16 protein-coding genes are annotated in these 17,744 nt (G+C 69.9%); 5 read left to right on the forward strand and 11 right to left on the reverse strand.

What is annotated here, in order from left to right:
* Nucleotides 1-54: 54 nt before the first annotated feature.
* Nucleotides 55-300 carry an RNA-binding protein gene (locus tag ACFYUV_RS11450; RefSeq protein WP_020546537.1) on the reverse strand — a complete coding sequence of 82 codons (246 nt, stop codon included), beginning with the start codon at nt 298-300 and terminating at the stop codon, nt 55-57.
* Nucleotide 301: 1 nt separating this feature from the next.
* Entirely contained in the window at nt 302-751 is a 450-nt protein-coding gene (rpsP, locus tag ACFYUV_RS11455; protein WP_352329496.1) for a 30S ribosomal protein S16, read from the reverse strand.
* A 254-nt stretch (nt 752-1,005) separates the two neighbouring features.
* On the opposite strand from rpsP, the gene ACFYUV_RS11460 reads away from it, so the two are divergent.
* Nucleotides 1,006-2,412: a hypothetical protein gene (locus ACFYUV_RS11460; RefSeq protein ID WP_387667745.1), complete on the forward strand. Its 1,407-nt coding sequence runs from the start codon at nt 1,006-1,008 to the stop codon at nt 2,410-2,412.
* An 807-nt stretch (nt 2,413-3,219) separates the two neighbouring features.
* On the opposite strand, the gene ffh is transcribed toward ACFYUV_RS11460, so the two are convergent.
* Genes ffh through ACFYUV_RS11485 form a run of 5 tightly spaced genes read right to left on the reverse strand, consistent with a single transcriptional unit; the run spans nt 3,220 to nt 9,077 of the window.
* The gene (gene ffh, locus ACFYUV_RS11465) at nt 3,220-4,773 is read right to left on the reverse strand and encodes a signal recognition particle protein (protein ID WP_358283740.1); all 1,554 of its coding nucleotides are present in this window, start codon (nt 4,771-4,773) and stop codon (nt 3,220-3,222) included.
* 57 nt (nt 4,774-4,830) lie between these two features.
* On the reverse strand, nt 4,831-5,391 hold the full coding sequence (locus ACFYUV_RS11470) for an ATP/GTP-binding protein (RefSeq protein ID WP_352350493.1): 561 nt from the start codon (nt 5,389-5,391) through the stop codon (nt 4,831-4,833).
* Between the two features lie 7 nt (nt 5,392-5,398).
* Nucleotides 5,399-5,791 (reverse strand): DUF742 domain-containing protein, encoded by a 393-nt coding sequence (locus ACFYUV_RS11475; RefSeq protein WP_352350303.1) that lies wholly within the window; start codon nt 5,789-5,791, stop codon nt 5,399-5,401.
* Nucleotides 5,792-5,796: 5 nt separating this feature from the next.
* Nucleotides 5,797-6,219, reverse strand: a complete 423-nt coding sequence (locus ACFYUV_RS11480) for a roadblock/LC7 domain-containing protein (protein WP_352350301.1) — start codon at nt 6,217-6,219, stop codon at nt 5,797-5,799.
* Entirely contained in the window at nt 6,216-9,077 is a 2,862-nt protein-coding gene (locus ACFYUV_RS11485) for a nitrate- and nitrite sensing domain-containing protein (RefSeq protein ID WP_387667749.1), read from the reverse strand. The genes ACFYUV_RS11480 and ACFYUV_RS11485 overlap by 4 nt, the downstream gene beginning before the upstream one ends.
* Before the next feature lie 390 nt (nt 9,078-9,467).
* On the opposite strand from ACFYUV_RS11485, the gene ACFYUV_RS11490 reads away from it, so the two are divergent.
* The 4 genes from ACFYUV_RS11490 to ACFYUV_RS11505 are packed head-to-tail and all read left to right on the forward strand — an operon-like array spanning nt 9,468 to nt 13,039.
* Nucleotides 9,468-10,454 (forward strand): ABC transporter substrate-binding protein, encoded by a 987-nt coding sequence (locus ACFYUV_RS11490; protein ID WP_358283734.1) that lies wholly within the window; start codon nt 9,468-9,470, stop codon nt 10,452-10,454.
* Nucleotides 10,454-11,230: an ABC transporter permease gene (locus ACFYUV_RS11495; RefSeq protein WP_358283732.1), complete on the forward strand. Its 777-nt coding sequence runs from the start codon at nt 10,454-10,456 to the stop codon at nt 11,228-11,230. The genes ACFYUV_RS11490 and ACFYUV_RS11495 overlap by 1 nt, the downstream gene beginning before the upstream one ends.
* Nucleotides 11,227-12,018, forward strand: coding sequence for an ABC transporter permease (locus tag ACFYUV_RS11500; protein WP_387667753.1), 792 nt, complete (start codon nt 11,227-11,229; stop codon nt 12,016-12,018). The genes ACFYUV_RS11495 and ACFYUV_RS11500 overlap by 4 nt, the downstream gene beginning before the upstream one ends.
* Nucleotides 12,019-12,034: 16 nt before the next feature.
* Entirely contained in the window at nt 12,035-13,039 is a 1,005-nt protein-coding gene (locus tag ACFYUV_RS11505) for a methyltransferase (protein WP_358283726.1), read from the forward strand.
* Nucleotides 13,040-13,064: 25 nt separating this feature from the next.
* On the opposite strand, the gene ACFYUV_RS11510 is transcribed toward ACFYUV_RS11505, so the two are convergent.
* The 4 genes from ACFYUV_RS11510 to ACFYUV_RS11525 form a co-directional block, all read right to left on the reverse strand.
* A complete protein-coding gene (locus ACFYUV_RS11510; RefSeq protein WP_352350291.1) occupies nt 13,065-13,631 on the reverse strand; it encodes an ATP/GTP-binding protein in 567 nt (188 codons plus the stop codon).
* Between the two features lie 7 nt (nt 13,632-13,638).
* Complete coding sequence (locus tag ACFYUV_RS11515) at nt 13,639-13,986, reverse strand: DUF742 domain-containing protein (protein ID WP_352350491.1); 348 nt, start codon at nt 13,984-13,986, stop codon at nt 13,639-13,641.
* Between the two features lie 71 nt (nt 13,987-14,057).
* Nucleotides 14,058-14,480 (reverse strand): roadblock/LC7 domain-containing protein, encoded by a 423-nt coding sequence (locus ACFYUV_RS11520; protein WP_020546542.1) that lies wholly within the window; start codon nt 14,478-14,480, stop codon nt 14,058-14,060.
* Nucleotides 14,477-17,299, reverse strand: a complete 2,823-nt coding sequence (locus ACFYUV_RS11525) for a nitrate- and nitrite sensing domain-containing protein (protein ID WP_387667756.1) — start codon at nt 17,297-17,299, stop codon at nt 14,477-14,479. The genes ACFYUV_RS11520 and ACFYUV_RS11525 overlap by 4 nt, the downstream gene beginning before the upstream one ends.
* Nucleotides 17,300-17,744 lie beyond the last annotated feature (445 nt).

Here is a 17,744-nt window from a genome sequence, read left to right on the forward strand (position 1 = left end):
CGCAAGCGCCCCCATCAGCCCCTTCGGGACCGATGAGGGCGCGAATTCCTGACGCTAACGGACTGCTTCGTCCAGGTCGAGCAGATCGACCCGTACGTACTTCCCGTCGGCCAGGGCGTTCACAACGGTGCGCAGCGCCTTGGCGGTGCGCCCGCCGCGTCCGATGACCTTGCCCAGGTCCTCGGGGTGCACCCGGACCTCCAGGACGCGCCCGCTGCGAATGCGGCGAGCGCGGACCCGGACATCGTCGGGATGTTCGACGATGCCCTTAACGAGGTGCTCGAGAGCCTCCTCGAGCACGTCAGCCCTCGCCCTCGGTCGGGGTCTCGGCGGCGGGGGCGGCCTCAGCCTCTTCCTTCTTCTTGGCACGCTTGGGCGCCGTGGTGGCGGCCGTGCCGGTGTCGCCACCGGACAGCGCCTCCTTGGCCGCGGCCTCGTAGAGGGCGTGACGGTCGGGCGCGGGCTCGGCGACCAGCAGCGGCGCCGGGGCGGCCTCGCCCTTGAACTTCTGCCAGTCACCGGTGAGCTTGAGCAGCTTGAGCACCGGCTCGGTCGGCTGCGCGCCGACACCCAGCCAGTAGGCCGCACGCTCGGCGTTGACCTCGATGCGCGAAGGGTTTTCCTTCGGGTGGTACAGGCCGATCTCCTCGATCGCCCGGCCGTCACGCTTGGTGCGGCTGTCGGCGACGACGATTCGGTACTGAGCGTTGCGGATCATGCCGAGCCGCTTGAGCTTGATCTTGACTGCCACTGGTGTGGTCTCTCCTGCATTCGAGCGTGGGTGAACGGCACCTCATCGAGTGGGGCACGATGAGAGGACGTTCCAGGGACAGGCGTGGCCGGCAGGAGATGAGAGGGCACCCACCTGGTCACGATGTTCCAACATGTCATTCTGCCAGACCGCGGACAGTGCCTTCGACCTGTCCCGGCAGGCCGCGGCAAAGGCTCGGCAAGGGCCGCGTGTCACCTCGCCCGACTTGATCAACTTCCCTGCGGAATGGGTGGGTGACCACCACGACCAATCCGCTGTTCACGCGCGCGCGGCTGCTCACCGCCGGCGCGTCCGTCCTGCTCACCGGCGCCTTGTTCGGGCTTACGGCCACCGCCGCGGCGGGCGAGTTCGCCAACGCCAACGGTATCGGCCTGACCATCACCGAGATCCCGGAACTGGGCCAGCCGGGCTTCTCCGGCACCTGGGGCACGGCGTCCGTCGGGCCCGACCCCGGCACCGACACCGGCGACTGGAGCGACCCCGACGGGGTCACCGACTTCGTCAGCCTGGCCAACGAACAGATCCAGGCCGACGGCCTCGACGCGCCGGACGTCTGGGAGGCCAGCGCCCAACTGGTCGTCAACACCCTTCAGCTGAACCCGGACGCGTCCGAGCCGCTGCTGGTCACGGGCAATGTGGAGACGCACGCGCGGTGCACGCCGCCGGCTCCGGCGATGGCGTCCGTGCAGGCGGCGCCGGGGACCATCACGGTGCTCGGCGTCCCCGTGGACCAGGGGACCACGGAGGTGCCCGCCACGGGCGCGCAGCTCGGGTACCCCGGCGTGTACGACGGGATCCTGACGGTGGTCAGGACCGACAACGCCACGACGAACGACGCGACCTCCGCCGAGGCGGACATGACGATCTCGATCTCGGCCAGCCTGCGGGACGCCGACGGGAACGTCGTCTACGAGGGGCCGCTCACGGAGGTCACCATCGGCCGGGTGGAGGTCAACTGCGTCCCCAACCAGCCCACCCCGACGCCCACGATCACCCCCACGGTGACCCCGACACCCACGCCCACCGTCACCCCTACGCCCACCGTGACACCCACCCCCACGGTCACACCCACCGTGACACCCACGGTCACCCCCACCGTGACACCGACGCCCACCGTCACGCCGACGCCGAACCCGACGCCCACCGTCACGCCGACGCCGACCGTCACTCCTACGCCCACCGTGACACCGACGCCCACGGTGACGCCCACGCCGACCGTGACGCCGACACCCACCGTGACACCCACACCCACCGTGACACCCACACCCACGGTCACGCCGACACCCACCGTGACGCCGACGCCGAATCCGACGCCCACTGTGACGCCGACGCCCACGCCGAGCCCGACGCCCACGCATGACTGCACTCACAAGCCGCACAAGACTCACAAGCCGTATGAGAAGAGCCACTGGCCTTCTTGCGAGTGGCCGTACAACCCGCATGAGCCGCACCACCACGGCGACCCCAGCGGTCATCAATGGCCCGGCGATCACGGCGGCGAGTTCGGTCCGGCGCACGAAGACGCCTGGGTGACCCAGAGGTCGCCGCTCACCGGCCTGCCGATGTGGATGCCCGTAACGGCCGCCTCAGGGTGGCTCCTCATGGACCCCGCTCTTCAGTGGATGCTCCTCTGCCGTTAGAGCAGGCCGAACGGCCTCACATCCGCGCGCCCGGTGACCGACCACGGTCCCGGGCGCGCACCCGTTCGGGCGAGCGCGAACACACCGGCGAACAGCGACACAGCCCCGACGCGCAAACCACCGTCATGAAGGCGGCGCGAGTAGGGGTAGTACGAGAAGAATCGGCGCGAAGGGGGCACCGGGGCGAGCAAGACCGGCGCCAAAACCCGCCGGCACAGCACCGACGACGCAAGGGCCACCAGCACAGGCGCCGCCACCGCAAGGGCCGCCAGCACAGAGGCCGCCAGCACAGGGGCGCCGGCGTAAGGGGCCGCCATCGCAAGGGGCGCAGGTGTAAGGGCGCGCCTGGATGCCCAGAGCTTCCGGTGCGGGGCGAGGCCCGCCATGGCACGCGTAAGAGACACTGCTCCGAGTCAGGCGCCAGACAGGCGCGGCGGACAGACGGACGCGCCGGTCGGCCAGCCCAGGGTCGTGGTCAGGGACAGGCGCGCGCCCGGCAAGGAGACGCGCGACAGAAGGCCACGCAATAGACAGCTACATGCCAGACGACACGTGAAAGGACCTGCCCGACAAGCAGGCGCGAGAGGCGGACGCGGCAGGCCCAGCAGACGCGCAAGCCGTGCAAACCCGCAGGCCGTGCAAACCCGCAGGCCGTGCAAACCCGCAGGCCCGGCAAAAGCACAGGCCCAGCAGACGCGCAGGCCGCGCAGGCCGGGCAAATGTGCAGGCCCGGCAAAAGTGCAGGCCGGGCAGACGTGCACGCCGGGCAGGGGCGGGCGGAACGGGTGCCCGCCCCGGTCGGCGCGGTTACTGCCCGGGCAGCTTCAGCTTCGACGGGTCGAAGCCCGGCGGCAGTTCGAGCCCCGGCGGCAGCTTGCCGCCCAGGTTCCCCAGCACTCCTCCGGCCTTGGGCGCGCCGCCCTCGCCGTCGGGCGACGGGGACGCCGACTTCTCCAGGCCCGCCTTGCGCGGGTCGCCGCTGACGCGCCGCCCCTTCTTGGCCTTCTTCTGGGCCTTGGACGCCTTCCCGCGCCCCCCGGGCATGCCCGGCAGCCCCATGCCCCCGGCCACCCGCTTCATCATCTTCTGCGCCTCGAAGAAGCGCGTGACGAGGTTGCTCACGGCGCTGACCGTGACGCCGGAACCGGCGGCGATGCGGGCGCGGCGGGAGCCGTTGATGATCTTCGGGTCCTGCCGCTCGCCGGGCGTCATCGAGCGGATGATGGCGGCGATGCGGTCGAGGTCGCGGTCGTCGATGGAGTTGAGCTGGTCGCGCATCTGCCCCATGCCGGGCATCATGCCGAGCAGGTTCTTGATGGGGCCCATCTTCTGGACCATCATCATCTGCTCGAGGAAGTCGTCGAGCGTGAAGTTCTCGCCCGAGGTGAGCTTGCCCGCCATCTTGGCGGCCTGCTCCTCGTCGAACGTCTTCTGCGCCTGCTCGATCAGGGTGAGGATGTCACCCATGTCGAGGATGCGGGAGGCCATCCGGTCGGGGTGGAAGGCGTCGAAGTCTTCCAGCTTCTCGCCGGTGGAGGCGAACATGATCGGGCGGCCGGTGATGTGCCGCACCGACAGTGCGGCGCCGCCGCGGGCGTCGCCGTCGAGCTTGGTCAGCACGACGCCGTCGAAGCCGACGCCGTCCATGAACGCCTGGGCCGTGGTGACGGCGTCCTGGCCGATCATGGCGTCGACCACGAACAGGACCTCGTCGGGGCGGACCGCGTCGCGGATGTCGGCGGCCTGCTTCATCATCTCCTGGTCGATGCCCAGGCGACCGGCGGTGTCGATGATGACGATGTCGTGGTTGAGCCGCCGGGCCTCGTCGATCGAGCGGCGGGCGACGTCGACCGGGTCGCCGACGCCGCTGCCCGGCTCGGGCGCGAAGACGGCGACCTGGGCGCGCTCGCCCACGACCTGGAGCTGCTGCACGGCGTTGGGCCGCTGGAGGTCGGCGGCGACCAGCAGGGGCGCGTGGCCCTGATCGCGCAGCCACCGGGCCAGCTTGCCGGCCAGGGTGGTCTTGCCGGCGCCCTGGAGACCCGCGAGCATGACGACGGTCGGGGCGGTCTTGGCGAAGCGGAGCCTGCGGGTCTCGCCGCCGAGGATCTCGATCAGCTCGTCATTGACGATCTTGACGACCTGCTGCGCCGGGTTGAGCGCCTGGGAGACCTCGGCGCCGCGGGCGCGCTCCTTGACCTGGGCGACGAACGCCTTGACCACCGGGAGCGCGACATCGGCCTCGAGCAGGGCGATGCGGATCTCGCGGGTGGTGGCGTCGATGTCGGCGTCGGACAGCCGACCCTTGGATCGGAGGGAGGAGAAGACCGATGTCAGCCGGTCGGAAAGCGTCTCGAACACGTGGTTGGCCAGTCCTCGAAGCGAATGTACGTCTAAGACTTCAGCCTATCCGCTCTCCTAGCCGCTCCAGCCTGGCACGGCCATCCGGACGGTCAACGCGTGCTCGACGAGGTTGATCAGAGCGCTTTTGACCGAGTCCTTCTGTCGGGCGTCGAGACGCACCAGCGGGATGTGGGGGGCCAGCGTGAGGGCGTCGCGGACCTCGGCGTCGCTGTGGGCGTACGTGCCGTCCCAGCCGTTGATCCCCACGATGAAGGGGAGTTGCGCCTCCTCGAAATAGTCGATCGCGGGGAAGCTGTCGGCCAGGCGGCGGGTGTCGACCAGGACGACGGCGCCGATGGCGCCGCGCACGAGGTCGTCCCACATGAACCAGAACCGGTGCTGTCCGGGCGTGCCGAACAGGTACAGGATCAGGTCGCGGTCGAGCGAGACGCGGCCGAAGTCCATCGCGACGGTCGTGGTCGACTTCAGCGGCGTCATGCCCAGGTCGTCGATGCCCGCGGAGGCGTCCGTCATGACGGCCTCCGTCGTGAGCGGCATGATCTCCGAGACCGCGCCGACGAACGTCGTCTTGCCCACGCCGAAGCCGCCGGCCACCACGATCTTCGTCGAGGTCAGACCGGGGCTAGAGCCTGCGAAGTCCACTGAGCACCCTTTCCAGCAGGTTGACGTCCGGCCTACCCGCATCCAGCTGCGGCTGATGCACCCGTACCAGGCCCTCGGCCGCCATGTCAGCGATCAGAACACGCACCACACCGAGCGGGATCCGCAGCAGCGCCGACACCTCGGCGACCGACCGAACCTGACGGCAGAGCTGGCTGATCGCCTTGTACTCGGGGGTGATGTGGGAGAACTCCCGGTGTTCGGCCGTAGCCGACGAGACCAGGGCCTCCATGGCCAGCTTGACCTTGGGCGCGGTACGCCCGCCCGTCACCGCGTACGGGCGCACCGGCGAGGCCGGGTCCGAGCTGACCGGCGGCTGGGGCTCCCAACCACCGCTGTTCCAGGAATCCGTCACCTACATCACCTGGTCTGGCTGGCGCGCAGCTCCGCGCGCACCGCCGGGGTCAGCACCTGACCGGCGCGATCCACCATCAAGGTCATCTGGTACGCCACCAGTCCCATGTCGCAGTCGGGAGCCGCCAGGACCGCCAGGCACGAGCCGTCGCTGATCGACATGATCAGCATCAGCCCGCGCTGCATCTCCACGATCGTCTGGTTGACCGCACCACCCTCGAAGACCCTGGCCGCACCCTGCGTGAGACTCACCAGTCCCGACGCGATGGCGGCCAGCTGGTCAGCCCGGTCAGCCGGAAAACCCGACGAAGCCGCGAGCGGCAACCCGTCGGATGACACGACCACCGCGTGCGCGACCCCCGGGACGGTACTGACGAAGTCGGTGATCAACCAGTCGACTCCGCGCGCCGAGTGGCTCAGGTCATTCACGCGCCCTCCTCCCTACTGTCGTTCCTCGGGCCGGATTGGTATGTCCTGCCCTCGCTGATGTCGTCACGCGCTGCTCGGAAGCCCTGCTGGAAGCTCGACAACCTGCTGCGCACCCGGTCGGGCGAGACCGACGGCATGGGAGCCACGCCCTTGGGCGCGGACGCCGTGTCCGCCGATCCGGGCACCAGGTTGGCCTTGGGCACCCGCTTGGGCAGCCCGGCCGCCGTCGAGCCGTCGCGTACGGGCTCCACCACGGACGCCGCCGCGTTCCAGCCGGCGTCGGCCTTGGCCGAGCCCCAGGTGGCGCTCGGCTCGCCCTGGTCGAACCAGGCCGACTCCACCGCGGCGAATATCGGCAGGTATTCGTCCCCGCCGGAGGCGGGCTTGACGACGGGGATCGGGCCGGTCGCCGCCGACTCGGTCTCGGGGTAGTCGTACTTGGACGCGGGCGACGTCTCCTGCGGCGGAGCCGACCAGGCGCGGGGCTCCTCGGGGGGCAGGCCGCGCTGCGGCGGCGCGTGCTCCCCGGTGACCGGCCCGCGCGAGGACACCCAGACGTCGGACGACGAGTCCGGCAGCCAGTCGGAGCCGGTGTTCGTCGACTCCGTCGAGGGCCACTGCGGCATCGAGGACGGCAGCGAGTTCGGCATCGACGGCCACGACCCGCCGGCCGGCTCGGACGGGTACGACGGGTAGGACGGGTGCCCGGGGGCGAGCCCGAAGCCCGAGGCGCCGGGCCACTGCTGGGCCCCGGCGGCGGGCTGGGAGGCGGCGAAGGCGTCCTCGCGGGCGGTCGTGGCGGCGGTGTTGCCGCCCGCGCCGGCGACCGCGGCGGGCTGCGCGCCGAGCAGCGTCTCGGGGATGAGGACCATGGCGGTCAGGCCGCCGGAGCCGTGCGGGCGCAGCTGCACCCTGATGCCGTGGCGGTGGGCCAGCCTGGCGACCACGAACAGGCCCATGCGGCGGGAGACCGACACGTCCACGGTGGGGGCGTCGGTCAGGCGCTCGTTGGCCTGGACCAGTTCCTCGCCGGTCATGCCGATGCCGGAGTCGCTGATGGAGAGCATGATCCCGCCGCCGTCGATCCTGCTGCCGGAGACGGGGACGCGGGTCTCGCGCGGGGAGAACGACAGCGCGTTCTCGATGAGCTCGGCCAGCAGGTGGATGACGTCGTTGACGGCCTGGCCGGCGATGGAGACGCCCTCGGGCACCTCCAGGACGACGCGCTCGTAGTTCTCGACCTCCGACAGGGAGGCGCGGGCGACGTCGACCAGCTTGACCGGCTGGCTCCAGCGCCGCGGCGGGTCCTGCCCCGCGAGGACCAGCAGGTTCTCGCTGTTGCGCCGCATACGCGTGGCCAGGTGGTCCAGCTTGAACAGGTTGCCGAGCCGCTGCTCGTCCTGCTCGCCCTGCTCCAGGCCGTCGATCAGGGTGATCTGCCGCTCCACCAGCGTCTGACTGCGCCGCGACAGGTTCACGAACATCGCGTTGACGTTCGAGCGCAGCCTGGACTCCTCGCCGGCCAGCCGGACGGCTTCGCGGTGGACCTCGTCGAAGGCGCGGGCGACTTCACCGATCTCGTCCTTGGAGTTGACCTCGATCGGCGGGACCTGGAGCTGTTCCGGGCTGACGTCGGTGTTGCGCAGCTGCCGGACCAGGTCGGGCAGCGTCTGGCCGGCGATCTTCAGGGCGTCCGAGCGCAGGCGGCGCAGCGGGCGCACCAGCGAGCCGGCCATCAGGGCGGTGATCGCGAGGACCAGGACGAGCAGGCCCATCACGATGCCGATGTTGATCGCGGCGAGCTGCCGGTCGCTGCTGGCGATGTCGGCGCTTCGGGTGGCGATCTGCTCCGACAGCGACTTCTGCACGGTGTGCAGGCGCTCGACGGTCTCGGTGATGGACTGGAACCACTGGTCGGTGTCGTCCCTGGTCGAGGTGTCGAGCCGGCGCAGGGACTGGTTGGCGTTGTGCAGCAGCACCGCGCGGCTGGCATAGAACTCGGCGCGGCCGATCTTCAGGCTGGCGACGGTGTTGTCGTAGAACTGGCGCTGCGCGGGCGTGGCGACGGCGCGGAAGGAGTCCCGCTCGCTGTTGCGGCGGGAGCGGGCGTCGAGGAAGGCGTTGTACTCCGGCTCCTCGAACGAGCCTCTGATCAGGGCGCTGGTCAGCAGGCCGCGCTGCTTGGAGGCCTCCTCCTCGGCGCGGGCGACGGCGCGCAGGGCCGCGCTGGTGGCGATGATCTCCTCGTCCGTGGAGCCCTGGCCGAGCTCGTCGTAGAGCTGCAGCAGCTCGGCGATGACCTCGGAGTACTTCTCGCTGGTGGGCAGCGGGCCGAGCTTGGTCTCGGCGACGGCCTTGCGCATCGTGGGGATCTGGCCGAGCCGGATCCGGATGTGGTCGAGGGACTTCCTGCCGAGGTCGGACAGCGACGTTTCGGACTTCTTCCCCGCCTCAAGGGTGCTGGCGATGCGCTTGTCGACGATCTCGTGCTGGCTCTGCAACCGCTGCTCGTCGGAGGCTCCGCGGTTGGTGGCGACGTGGCGGGTGGCCAGGTCGCGTTCGAGCCCGAGGTCGCGGGCGAGCTCGCCGAGCTGTGCGACCAGGGTCCCCACGCTGCTGATGTCCTGGTACTGCTGGGCGCTGTTGATCGACGTCGTGACCCGCAGGGCGCCGAGGACGACGGCGACGAGCGTGGGAATGGCGATGAGGGCGATGAGGCGGGTACGCACGCGCCAGTTGCGCAGGGCGAACGGGCTGCCCGCCTTGGGCGGGTGGGCCTGCCGCACCTCGCCGTCCGCGGCCTTTTCCGGGGCGTCCGGAGCCCGGCCACGACCGGATCCGGTCGTTGTTGTCCTCACTGGTGGCAACCTCTCGCCATGGCCTGCTTCAGGGGGAATCAGCGGCTTCGTCACGCGGACGAGTGATCGCAGGCAAGTTCGAGGCCCAATTTGAGCACAAACCTCATACTTAGGCCAACGTTTCGGTGGTTTTCAACCGTTCCACATCGCACTCCCTTCACGTCGCATACCAGCGCACACGGAGCGCAACCACCGTCCCAATACGGACATATCACCACTAAACGTACTTAATCTTCAGATTTACATCTATAGCGCCGATTTGTCATATTTTCGCGATAAACCAACATATACGCGGCATAGCGCTGTAGATCCGAAGTCGGCTCCGGTACGCTTCACGCCCGGCATCCCGTGCCGATCTCCGGAACTTCCCCCTGGTAGGAGAACCCCCCCATGACACGCACTATGCGCGGTCACGCCATTGTCGTCGGCGTGGCTCTGGCGCTCACCCTTGCCGGCTGCGGCGGAGGCAGCGGCGAGACCGCGAAGAGCTCGGCCAACAGCAAGGGCCTGGAGAAGACCACCATCAAGGTCGGCGCCCTCCCCGTGCCCGACGTTGTGTCGGTCTATCTCGCCAACGAAAAGGGCTTCTTCAAGGAAGAGGGACTGACCGTCGAGCCGGTCACCATCACCGGTGGCGCGGCGGCGCTGCCGCAGATCGAGAGCGGCGCGCTCGACATCTCGCAGACCAACTACGTCTCGACCTTCCTCGCGGTGAGCAAGGGCAAGAAGATCAAGCTGGTCGCGGACATGTACCAGGCCGCGCCGAACACGTTCAACATCATGGTGCCCAAGGACTCCCCCATCAAGACGGTGGCGGACCTGAAGGACAAGACGATCTACGTCAACAACCTCAGGAACATCGCCACCCTGGCCGTGGAGACGCAGCTCAAGGTCGCCGGCCTGACCGAGTCCGACGTCAAGTTCGTGGAGAAGCCGTTCCCGGAGCAGGGCAACGCGATCAACTCCGCGCAGGCGGACGCGGGCTGGATGACCGAGCCGTTCATCACCGCCAACCAGAGCGCCTTCGGCTTCCGCAAGCTCGCCGACACCATGACCGGCCAGACGGAGGACTTCCCCATCGCCGGCTGGATGGCCACCGAGGACTGGGTGCAGAAGTACCCGAAGACGCTGGCCGCCTTCCAGCGGGCCATCGCCAAGGCGCAGCAGCTCGCCTCCAGTGACCGCAAGGTCATCGAGGAGACGCTGCCGAAGTACACCAAGATCGACGCCAAGACGGCCTCGGTGATCACGCTCGGCACGTACCCGAGCGAGCTGAACGAGAACCGGCTGCAGAAGGTCGCCGACCTGATGCTGGAGTACAAGTACCTCACCAGCCCGGTCGACGTGAAGTCGGTCATCGCCGCCCCTGCAAGCTGATGAACACCGCGCGTCTGCTCCGCGGCGCCGCCGGCGCCGCGGGGTTCCTCATCGCCGGTGAGCTGGTCATCCGCTTCGCGCTGAGCGACGGCGTGATCTTCCCGGCGCCCTCCGTCATCCTGTACGAAGCCGTGCGCCTGCTCGCCGACCCGGTGTTCACGGAGGGCCTGGTCACCACCCTCACCAACTGGGCGCTCGGCCTGCTCGCCGCCATCGTCGTGGCCGTGCCGCTGGGCGTGCTGCTGGGCGCGGTGCCGCCGGTGGAGCGGGCGATCCGGCCGCTGCTGGAGTTCATGCGCCCGATCCCCTCGGTGGCGATCATCCCGCTGGCGATCCTGCTGATCCCGGTGGACGGCCTGATGAAGGTCTCGGTCATCGTGTACGCGTCCATGTGGCCGATCCTGATCAACACCCTGTACGGCATGCAGGACGTGGACCCGCTGGCCAAGGAGTCGCTGCGCAGCTTCGGCTTCGGCCGCCTGGCCGTGCTGGCCCGGGTCAGCCTGCCGAGCGCCGCCCCCTTCGTCGCGACCGGCATCAGGATCGCGGCCGGCATCGCGCTCGTGCTCGCGGTCAGCGCCGAGCTGCTGGCCGGCGGCACGGCCGGGATCGGCGTCTACACGATCCAGGCGGGCAGCGGCAACCGGATGGACCTGATCATGGCGGCGACGTTCTGGGCCGGGGCGTTCGGGGTGTTCGCGAACCTCGTCCTGCTGGCCGGCGAGCGGCGGCTGTTCCGCTGGCACCGCGTCCGGATGGGAGCGTCGGAGTCGTGAGGCGGCTGTCCAGGCTGTGGGTGGTGCCGGTCGTGCTGGTCGTCTGGGAGCTGCTCGGGCGGCTCATCGACGACAGCGACTTCCCGCCGCCGCTCACCATCGTCACCAGCATGTACCAGATGTGGTTCTCCGGGCCCGTCTCCCACCTGTTCCTCACCGAGGACGCGATCGGCAACATCCTGCCCAGCCTCGGCCGCATGTTCAGCGGCTGGATCCTGGCCTCGCTGCTCGGGGTGCTGCTCGGCGTGGCGCTCGGCCGTTCCAAGACGGCCACCGACTACGTGGACGCGCTGTTCGAGTTCGGCCGGGCGATCCCGCCGCCGCTGCTGCTGCCGCTGTTCGTCGCGCTGTTCGCGCGCACCGAGTACGCGCAGCTCGGCATGCAGCTCGCCACGATCGTGTTCGGCGTGATCTGGCCGGTGCTGCTCAACACGATCGAGGGCGTCCGGGCCGTGGACCGCACCTACACCGAGACCGCCACCGTGTTCGGCCTGTCCAAGGCACAGCGCCTGCGCGTCGTCGTGCTCCCCGCCGCCTCGCCGAAGATCTTCGCCGGGCTGCGGCTGAGCCTGTCGCTGGCGCTGATCCTCATGGTGATCTCCGAGCTGTTCGGCAGCACGGACGGCATCGGCTACCAGCTCCTGCAGGCCCAGCGCAGCTTCGACGGGCCCGGCGTGTGGGCCGCGATCGCCCTGCTCGGCATCCTCGGCTACCTGGTGAACTCGCTGTTCGTGCTGGCCGAGCGCCGCCTGCTGGTGTGGCACCGGCAGGCCAACCGCAACGTCTGACTTCTGGAAGGACCCCATGCCCCACTCGGATGACCTCCTCTGGGGGGCCGTGGCCGACATCTCGCGCTTCGCCGCTCTGCTGACCATGGCGGAGCTCGGCCTGGCCGACCACCTCGCCCACGGTCCGCTCACCACCGCCGACCTGGCCGCCCGCTGCGAGGCCGACGCCCCCCGGCTGCGCCGCGTGCTGCGCGAGCTGGCCGGGATGGGCGTGGTCCGCGGCGCCGGGCCGGACACGTTCGACCTGACCGAGCGCGGCACGGCGCTGCGCTCGGACGTGCCCGACTCGGTGCGCTCGTCGATCAGGATGCTCGGCGAGGAGGGCTTCTGGCACGCCATGGGCAACCTGCCCGCGACCGTCCGCGACGGCGGCTCGGCCTTCGCCGCCCGCTACGGCCACCTGTACGACTACCTGGCGGCCAACCCCGGGGCGGGCAAGCTGTTCGACGACTACATGACCGCCCGCGCGATCCCCTTCACCGAGGGCCTGGCCAAGCGGTACGACTTCCCGGCCACCGCGACCATGGTGGACGTGGCCGGCGGCAAGGGCCACATCCTGGCCACGGTGCTGCACGCCAACCCGGACATGCGCGGCATCCTGTTCGACCTGGAGCACGTGGCCGACCGGGCCAGGGAGCTGCTGGCCGCCGAGGGGCTGGGCGAGCGGAGCGAGGTCGTCACCGGCGACTTCTTCACCGAGGTCCCGGCGGGCGGCGACGTCTACCTGCTGGCCAGCGTCCTGCACAACTGGGACGACGAGGACGCGGTCACGATCCTGCGCAACGTCCGCCGGGCGATGAACCCCGGCGGCCGCGTCCTGGTGCTGGAGGTGGTGCTGCCCGACGACGAGGCGCCGCACCTGGGCAAGGACATCGACATGCGGATGCTGGCGATCTTCGACGGCGGCGCCGAGCGCAGCCGGGAGCAGTACACGGCACTGCTCGACCGGGCGGACCTGCGCCTGGCCGAGGTCGTCGAGCTGGGTTCGGGAGCCAGCCTCATCGAGGCCCGGCCCCGCTGAGCGCGAGGGGCGGCGGCGGGCCGGATCAGCTGCCGCCGCTCCAGCCCGGCACCGCCATCCTGATCGACAGGGCGTGCTCGACCAGCTGGATCAGCGCGCTCTTGACGGCGTCCTTGGAGCGCGCGTCCAGCCGGACGAGCGGGATGTGGGGGGCCAGCGTGAGGGCGTCGCGGACCTCGGCGTCGCTGTGCGGGTACTGGCCGTCCCAGCCGTTGACGCCCACCACGAACGGCAGCTGCGCCTCCTCGAAGTAGTCGATCGCGGGAAAGCTGTCGGCCAGCCGGCGGGTGTCCACCAGCACGACGGCGCCGATCGCGCCGCGCACCAGGTCGTCCCACATGAACCAGAACCGGTGCTGGCCCGGCGTGCCGAACAGATAGAGGATCAGGTCACGGTCGAGCGAGACGCGGCCGAAGTCCATCGCGACGGTCGTGGTCGACTTCAGGGGCGTCATGCCCAGGTCGTCGATCCCCGCGGAGGCGTCGGTCATCACCGCCTCGGTGGTCAACGGCATGATCTCCGAGACCGCGCCGACGAACGTCGTCTTGCCCACCCCGAAACCACCGGCCACCACGATCTTCGTTGAAGTCAAGCCGGGGCTAGAGCCTGCGAAGTCCACTGAGCACCCTTTCGAGCAGATTAACGTCCGGCCTGCCGGCGTCCAGCTGTGGCTGGTGCACGCGGACCAGGCCCTCGGCCGCCATGTCGGCGATCAGAACACGCACCACGCCCAGCGGGATCCGCAGCAGCGCCGACACCTCGGCCACGGACCTGACCTGCCTGCACAGCTGGCTGATCGCCTGGTACTCCGGCGTGATGTGCGAGAACTCCCGGTGCTCGGCCGTCGCCGACGACACCAGGGCCTCCATCGCCAGTTTGACCCTGGGCGCCGTCCGCCCACCCGTCACCGCGTACGGGCGGACGGGCGAGGCGGGGTCGGGGTGCAGCTGCGACTGGGGCTGTGGCCTGGGCGGAGGCGCCCAGCCGCCGCTGTTCCATCTCTGGTCCGTCACCTACATCACCTGGTCTGGCTGGCGCGCAACTCGGCCCGCACAGCCGGGGTCAGCACCTGACCGGCGCGATCCACCATCAGAGTCATCTGGTACGCCACCAGCCCCATGTCACAGTCCGGAGCCGCCAGCACCGCCAGGCACGAGCCGTCGCTGATCGACATGATCAGCATCAGCCCGCGCTGCATCTCCACGATCGTCTGGTTGACCGCACCACCCTCGAACACCCTGGCCGCACCCTGCGTCAGGCTCACCAGCCCCGACGCGATGGCGGCCAGCTGGTCGGCCCGGTCAGCCGGAAAACCCGACGAGGCCGCAAGCGGCAACCCGTCGGACGAGACGACCACCGCATGTGCCACACCGGGGACCGTGCTGACGAAGTCGGTGATCAACCAGTCGACTCCGCGCGCCGCGTGGCTCAGGTCGTTCATGCGCCCTCCTCTCTTTCACTGTTGTGGGCTTCACCGTTGTAGGAGCCGCGAGGGCCCGGCTGGAACGCCCTGCCCTCGGTGATGTCGTCGCGGGCCGCCCGGAAGCCCTGCTGGAAGCTGGACAACCTGTTCCGCACCCGGTCCGGCGAGACCGAGGGCATCGGGGACACGCCCTTGGGCGAGGCGGAGGTGTCGGCCGAGCCGGGCACCAGGTTCGCCTTGGGCACCCGTTTGGGCAGGCCGGCCGCGGTCGTGCCGTCGCGGGCCGGCTCGGCCGCCGCCTCGGCGGCGCTCCAGCCGGCGTCGGCCTTCGTCGAGCCCCAGCCGCCCTCGTCGCGTCCGAACCAGGCCGACTCGACGGCGGCGAAGATCGGCAGGTAGTCGTCCCCGGCGGAGGCGGGCGGCACGGGCGGGATCGGGCCGGTGGCCGCCGACTCGGTCTCGGGGAAGTCGGGCCGCGGGCGCTGGAGGCCGTCCTGCTTCCAGGGGGGCGGCGGCTCGGCCGGGGGACGCTTGGGCAGCCCGCGGTCGCCGTTGTTGCGCGGCGGCGACCAGATGTCGTGGCTGTCGAAGCCGCCGCCGTGCGGGTCGGAGGGCCAGCCGTCGGACGAGGGCCACTGCGGCCAGTTGCCCCCCGCCTCCGGGTTCGACGGGTACGACGGGTGCGCGGGGCCCATCTGGTAGGTGGGCCGCGGCCAGTCCTGTCCGGCGGCCGGGGGCGCCTGCGGCCAGTCGGCCGCCGGTGTGAGCGGCGCCTGCGGCCAGTCGGCTCCCGGCGCGGGCGGCGCGGGCGGCCAGTCGGCCCCGGCGGCGGAGGCGGCCGCGGGCCAGTCGGCCTCGGGCGGAGCCGAGATCGGCGGCCAGTCGGTGGCCGGGGGCGCCGCGTGCGGCCCCACGTACGGCTCGCTCCCGGACGTGCTCTCGGCCGCCGCCGGCTGCATGCCCGCGAACCCGGGCGGCTGCGTGCCGAGCATGTTCTCCGGGACGAGCACCATGGCGGTCAGCCCGCCCGAGCTGTGCGGACGGAGCTGCACCCTGATGCCGTGCCGGTGGGCCAGCCTGGCGACCACGAACAGGCCCATCCGCCGCGAGACCGACACGTCGACGCTGGGCGAGTCGGTGAGGCGGTCGTTGGCCTGGGCCAGTTCCTCGGGGGTCATGCCGATGCCGGAGTCGGTGATCGACAACATCACGCCGCCGCCGTCGATCCTGCTGCCCGACACCGCCACCCGGGTCTCGCGCGGCGAGAACGACAGCGCGTTCTCCACCAGCTCGGCCAGCAGGTGGATGACGTCGTTGACGGCCTGGCCGGCCACCGACACGCCGTCGGGCACCTGGAGCACGACGCGCTCGTAGCTCTCGACCTCCGACAGGGAGGCGCGGGCCACGTCGACCAGCTTGACCGGCTGGCTCCAGCGCCGCGGCGGATCCTGGCCGGCCAGCACCAGCAGGTTCTCGCTGTTGCGCCGCATGCGCGTGGCCAGGTGGTCCAGCTTGAACAGGTTGCCGAGCCGCTGCTCGTCCTGCTCGCCCTGCTCCAGACCGTCGATCAGGGTGATCTGCCGCTCCACCAGCGTCTGACTGCGCCGCGACAGGTTCACGAACATCGCGTTGACGTTCGAGCGCAGCCGCGCCTCCTCACCGGCCAGCCGGACCGCCTCGCGGTGGACCTCGTCGAAGGCGCGCGCCACCTCGCCGATCTCGTCGTGGGTGTCCACCCCGATCGGCGGGACGGGCCCGACCTTGCCGTCACCCGCCTCGCGGAGCGCCCGCACGGTCTCCGGCAGGCGTTTGCCGGCGATGTCCAGGGCCTCGCCGCGCAGCCTGCGCAGCGGCCTGATGAGCGAGCGGGCGATGAAGGTGATGATGATCAGCACCACGATCAGCAGGATCATGATGAGCACGCCGGAGATCAGCGCCGACCGGTTGGCCGCCTCCTCCAGGGCGCGGGCCCGCAGGATGACCGAGGAGGCCAGCGACTTCTCCACGCTGCGCAGGGCGTCGATCTTGCCCGTGCTGACGTCGAACCAGGTTCCGACGTCCTTGTCCGGCCGTACGCCGATGCTCAGGGGCTTGGCCTCGACGGACTGGGCCATGGCCCGCAGCCGGAACAGGTCGGTCTGGTCGACGTCCCTGCCCACCACGGTGTCGCGGTAGAGCTCCAGCTGGTCGATGCTGGCGAGGGTGGCGAACAGGGTCTCCTCGCTCTCCTCGCGCGCCTTGGCGTCGGAGAGCGCGTCGAGCTCGCCGCTGTCGAAGCTCTTCTTGTCCAGGGCGCTGGCCAGGATGCCGCGCTGCTTGGACGCCTGCTCCTTCGCGCGCGCGATGGCCGCCATGGAGCTGGCGCTGTGGGAGATGTCGTCGTCCACCGCGACCTGTCCCACCTGGTCGTGGAACTGCAGGAGGGTGGAGATGATCTGGGAGTACTTCTGGATCATCGGCAGCGGCTGGATCTTGCCCTTGACGGCGGTGTCGCGCAGGGTCTGGATCTCCTCCAGGCGGCGCAGCACCGGGCGTACGGAGTCGGCGTGGGTGTCGGTGAGGGCGCCGGCCCGCACCTTGGCCTCGTCGATGAGGTTGTCGACCCCGCTGTAGGTGGTGCGGAGCTGGGCCGCGCGGCTCTCCGGACGGCCTTGGGCGATGTAGAGAGCGGTCTCGTCCCGTTCGAAGGCCAGTTCGTGCGTGACGGCGCCGAGCTGCTCACTGAGCTCGGCCACCTCTCTGAGTGTCTGGTAGGTGTCGGCGTCCCTGAGGGAGGTGATCACGTTCAGCCCGCCCAGGCCCACCGCGACAGCCGTGGGTACGACGATCAACGCCACGAGGCGCGATCGTACGTGCCAATTGCCCAATCCGAACCTGTTAGAAGCAGGTTTGGGCAGCCGTCGCTTCTGGTGCCCGTGCGGCTCGCGGTCAGCGGAAGCTTCAGCGCTCTGCGTTCTCACTTGCCTCGCAACCTCTCGCCCCGGAGGGGAATTCTCGAAGACCATGCAGGTAAATGCACGTGGGGCAATATGTACAATCGAGATGAGGGCCATTTGAGCACAGGTACCGGTCAGGACCAACCACCTATAGTGCCCCTCTGAGGCTTATATCCCGGATTGTCCAAAAATTGTGACAAAATTGGTAGACCGCCGTTTACCTGCAAAAACGGGCAGCCGAAACGTGTTCCGCAAGCCCCCTTCCGCCCGCGGAACGATCCAGGTCAGCTAGTCCCACCAGTAACAGACGCCCCGGTCGCCACCCTCTTTCCCAAAACGGACAAAG

Source organism: Nonomuraea sp. NPDC003560 (genome assembly GCF_042878785.1).
Classification (GTDB): domain Bacteria; phylum Actinomycetota; class Actinomycetes; order Streptosporangiales; family Streptosporangiaceae; genus Nonomuraea.

Excerpts from the sequence above, each read along its gene's own strand:
- ACFYUV_RS11520 (WP_020546542.1), bottom strand. The coding sequence starts at position 14,480 with ATGAACGACCTGAGCCACGCGGCGCGCGGAGTCGACTGGTTGATCACC.
- ACFYUV_RS11505 (WP_358283726.1), top strand. The coding sequence starts at position 12,035 with ATGCCCCACTCGGATGACCTCCTCTGGGGGGCCGTGGCCGACATCTCG.
- ACFYUV_RS11495 (WP_358283732.1), top strand. The coding sequence starts at position 10,454 with ATGAACACCGCGCGTCTGCTCCGCGGCGCCGCCGGCGCCGCGGGGTTC.
- ACFYUV_RS11490 (WP_358283734.1), top strand. The coding sequence starts at position 9,468 with ATGACACGCACTATGCGCGGTCACGCCATTGTCGTCGGCGTGGCTCTG.